The 4,724-nt window shown below is 66.4% G+C and carries 3 protein-coding genes; all 3 read left to right on the top strand.

Annotated features, from left to right (window positions below; translation table 11 throughout):
- On the top strand, positions 1-1,442 hold a 1,442-nt coding region (gene glgA, locus EOA33_RS24935; protein ID WP_127406836.1), incomplete at its 5' end, for a glycogen synthase GlgA.
- Positions 1,443-1,445: 3 nt separating this feature from the next.
- Positions 1,446-3,074, top strand: a complete 1,629-nt coding sequence (locus EOA33_RS24930; protein WP_127406835.1) for an alpha-D-glucose phosphate-specific phosphoglucomutase — start codon at positions 1,446-1,448, stop codon at positions 3,072-3,074.
- 2 nt (positions 3,075-3,076) lie between these two features.
- The coding region (glgX, locus tag EOA33_RS24925; RefSeq protein ID WP_127406837.1) for a glycogen debranching protein GlgX at positions 3,077-4,724 on the top strand (1,648 nt) is incomplete at its 3' end.

The raw sequence follows: 4,724 nt of genomic DNA, 5'->3' as shown, positions 1-4,724 counted from the left end.
AGGTTCTGACGGTCACGCCCGAAATCTTCCCGCTGATCAAGACCGGCGGGCTTGCCGACGTGACCGGCGCCTTGCCGATCGCGCTGGCCGGCAAGGGCGTGGCGATGCGCACCCTCATCCCCGGCTACCCCCAGGTGATGGCCGCCTTCAAGAAAAAGAAGGCCGTCTACCAGTACCCGCTGCTGCAGGGCGGCAAAGCCTCCATCCATGCGGTTCAGATCGCCGGGCTCGACCTCTTCGTACTCGACGCTCCGCATCTGTTCGACCGCCCGGGCGGCCCTTATGGTAACGCCACCGGCGCCGACTGGCCTGACAATTGGCGGCGCTTCGCGGCGCTCAGCCAAGTCGGCGGCGACATCGCCGGTGGCGCCATCTCAGGCTATCAGCCCGACATCGTGCATGCCCATGACTGGCAGTCGGCGATGGCGCTTGCCTATATGCGCTACGGCAAGGCCGTCGGCGTGCCGTCGCTGATCACCGTGCACAACCTCGCCTTCCAGGGGCAGTTCGGCGCCGGCATCTTCGGCGAGCTCGGCCTGCCGGGCGTGGCGATGGCGCTCGACGGCGTCGAATATTATGGCGGCGTCGGCTATCTCAAGGCTGGCCTGCAGGCCGCCTGGGCAATCACCACGGTGAGCCCGACCTACGCGCAGGAGATCCGCTCGCCGGAATTCGGCATGGGTCTCGACGGCCTGATCAACATGCGCGCCATCGATCTCCACGGCATCGTCAACGGCATTGATGTCGACATCTGGAATCCCGAGACCGACAAGCATCTTGTGGCCAACTATTCGGCCGAGACGCTTGCTGCGCGGGCCAAGAACCGCAAGGCGGTGGAGGACCGTTTCAATCTCGAGAGTGACGACAGTCCGATCGTCTGCGTCGTCAGCCGGCTGACCTGGCAGAAAGGCATGGACATACTGGCGGCGGCCGTCGACGGCATCGTCGCGGCCGGCGCGCGCCTGGCAATCCTGGGCTCCGGTGATGCCGGCCTCGAAGGCGCGCTGCTTGCCGCCGCCGCCCGCCATCGCGGCCGCATCGGCGTCGTCGTCGGCTATGATGAGGCGCTCTCCCACATCATGCAGGGCGGCTGCGACGCCATCGTCATCCCGTCGCGCTTCGAGCCCTGCGGACTGACCCAGCTTTACGGCCTGCGCTATGGCTGCGTGCCGGTCGTCGCCCGCACCGGCGGGCTCGCCGACACCATCATCGACGCCAACGAGGCGGCGATGTCGGCTGGCGTGGCGACCGGCTTCCAGTTCGCGCCGAACAATGGCGGTGCGCTCGTCCATGCCGTCCACCGGCTGGTCGGCGCGCATGCCAACCCCACCGCGTGGGCGTCGATCCAGCGCCAGGGCATGAAGGCCGATGTCTCCTGGGACAGGAGCGCCGAGAAATATGTTGAACTCTATCGCCTGCTGCTTTCGAAAAGGGTTGCCTGAAGCATGATACGGACCGTCCCCACCAAACCCTATCTTGACCAGAAGCCCGGCACCTCAGGCCTGCGCAAGAAGGTGCCGGTGTTCCAGCAGGAGCACTATGCCGAGAACTTCATCCAGTCGATCTTCGACGCGCTTGAAGGTTTTGAGGGAAAGACGCTGGTGATCGGCGGCGACGGCCGCTTCTACAACCGCGAGGTCATCCAGACGGCGATTGCCATGGCCGCCGCCAACGGCTTCGGCAAGGTCATGGTCGGGCAGGGCGGCATCCTCTCGACGCCGGCCGCCTCCAACGTCATCCGCAAATACAAGACCTTCGGCGGCATCATCCTGTCGGCCAGCCACAATCCGGGCGGTCCGCACGAGGATTTCGGCATCAAGTACAATGCCGGCAATGGCGGCCCGGCGCCGGAGAAGATCACCGACGCGATCTTCGAGAAGACCAAGACGATTTCGAGCTTCAAGATCGCCGACATCGGCGCGATCGACATCGATACGATCGGAACCGTCAAGGCCGGCGGCATGGCGGTCGAAGTGATCGATCCGGTCGCCGATTACGCCGAACTGATGGAAAGCCTGTTCGACTTCGACGCCATCCGCGCCAATTTCAAATATGGCTTCCGCATGCGCTTCGACGCCATGCATGCGGTGACCGGCCCCTACGCCAAGGAGATCCTCGAGCGCCGGCTCGGCGCGCCCAGCGGCACCTGCCGCAACTTCAAGCCGCTGCCGGACTTCGGCGGCCATCATCCGGATCCGAACCTGGTGCACGCCAAGCATCTCTATGACGAGATGATTGGCCCGGACGCGCCGGATTTCGGCGCTGCCTCCGATGGCGACGGCGACCGCAACCTGATTATCGGCAAGGGCATCTTCGTCACGCCGTCGGATTCGGTGGCGATGCTTGCCGCCAACGCGCATCTGGCGCCGGGCTATAAGGAAGGCCTGAAGGGCATCGCCCGCTCGATGCCGACCAGCGGCGCCGCCGACCGCGTCGCCGAGAAGCTCGGCATCGGCATCTATGAGACGCCGACCGGCTGGAAGTTCTTCGGCAATCTGCTCGACGCCGGCATGGCGACGATCTGCGGTGAGGAAAGCGCCGGCACCGGCTCCAACCATGTGCGCGAGAAGGACGGGCTGTGGGCGGTGCTCCTGTGGCTCAACATCCTCGCGGTGCGCGGCGAGAGCGCCAGGCAGATCGTCACCGAGCACTGGGCGACTTACGGCCGCAACTACTATTCCCGCCACGACTATGAGGAGGTCGAGACCGAGCGCGCCAACAAACTGGTCGACGAGTTGCGCGCCAAGCTCGCTTCGCTGCCCGGCACCAGCGTGCGCGGCCTGAAAATCGCCAACGCCGACGACTTCGCCTATCACGATCCGGTCGACGGCTCGGTGAGCAAGAACCAGGGCATCAGGATCCTGTTCGAGGGCGGCTCGCGCGTCGTCTTCCGCCTCTCCGGCACCGGCACCTCCGGCGCCACGCTGCGCGTCTATATCGAGCGCTACGAGCCGGATCAGGCGAGGCACGATCTCGACACGCAGGAAGCGCTCGCCGACCTCATCGCCGCGGCGGACGATATTGCGGGTATCAAGAGCCACACCGGCCGCGACAAGCCGAGCGTGATTACTTGAGGGTGGTTCTCCGCGGCTCCCCCTTCTCCCCCGATGGCATCCGCTTCGCCGCCTGGTCGTCGTCGGCGAGACGCCTGTGGGTCTCGATCTTTGACGACAGCGGTGCGCACGAGATCGACCGGCTCGAACTCCAGCCGCAAGGCGAGGGCGGGCACGCGCTCCTCGTCTCCGGCCTTTCCGACGGCGTGCGCTACGGCTTCCGGGCGGACGGCGACTACGCGCCTGAACGCGGCCTGTGGTTCGATCCTGAAAAGCTTCTCGCCGATCCCTATGCGATCGAGATCGACCGGCCCTACCAGTACCACTGGCGGCTTGCCGCCAAGCGCAACGAAGGCGCCGACACCGCGCCGCTGATGCCGAAGTCGGTGGCATGCGCCTTGCCGCCGCTGCTGCCAGCCCTACCACCCCTGTTCCAGCCCGGCGGCCTGATCTACGAACTCAATGTCCGCTCTTTCACCAAGCTGCATCCCGACGTCCCGGAAGCGCAGCGCGGCACCATCGCCGCGCTCGCCCATCCGGCTGTGATCGAGCATCTGCAAAAGCTCGGCGTCTCCGCTGTCGAACTGATGCCGATCACCGCCTCGATCGACGAGCGGCATCTGCCGCCGCTCGGGCTCCACAACGCCTGGGGCTACAATCCCGTCACCTTCATGGCGCTCGATCCGCGCCTGGCGCCGGGCGGCCTGGCCGAATTGCGCGACACGGTCGACGCCTTGCGCAAGGCCGGGATCGGCACGATCCTCGACCTCGTCTTCAACCACACCGGCGAGAGCGACCGCTTCGGTCCGACGCTGTCGCTGCGCGGCCTCGATGCCCAGGCCTACTACCGGCACGAGCCGGACGGCAGGCTGGTCAACGACACCGGCACCGGCAACACCATCGCCTGCGACCATCCGGTCGTCCGCGAAATGGTGCTCGACACGCTGCGCCATTTCGTCCGCGCTGCCGGCGTCGACGGTTTCCGCTTCGACCTGGCGCCAGTGCTCGGCCGCGTCGACGGCACGTTCGACCCGCAAGCGCCGCTGCTTCAAGCCATCGCCGGCGACCCGTTGCTGGCCGACCGGGTGCTGATCGCCGAACCCTGGGACATCGGCCCGGGCGGCTATCAGCTCGGCAATTTTTCCCGACCCTTCCTCGAATGGAACGACCGCTACCGCGACGATGCCAGGCGCTTCTGGCGCGGCGATGCCGGCACGATCGGCGCGCTGGCTACCCGGCTTGCCGGCTCATCCGATGTCTTCGCTAGGGCCGCGCTTGCGACGAGCCGCACGGTCAATTTCATCGCCGCGCATGACGGCATGACGCTGGCCGACCTCGTCGCCTATGAGGAAAAGCACAACGAGGCCAATGGCGAGCAGAACCACGACGGTCACGGCGACAACCTGTCCTGGAACAATGGCGCCGAGGGCGACACGGACGACGCATCGATTGCCGAGGCGCGGCTCGGCGATCAGCGCGCGCTGCTTGCCATCCTGTTCGCCTCGCGCGGCACGATCATGCTGACGGCGGGCGACGAGTTCGGCCGCACGCAGCGAGGCAACAACAACGCCTATGCGCAGGACAATGCCATCACCTGGCTTGACTGGACAGGCCGCAACCATGCGCTTGAGCGGTACGCGGCTGCGCTCGCCGCGCTGCGCCGCGCCGCGC

It is taken from the genome of Mesorhizobium sp. M4A.F.Ca.ET.050.02.1.1 (genome assembly GCF_003997725.1).
Classification (GTDB): domain Bacteria; phylum Pseudomonadota; class Alphaproteobacteria; order Rhizobiales; family Rhizobiaceae; genus Mesorhizobium.
This window is presented reverse-complemented; position numbering and strand designations above follow the sequence as displayed.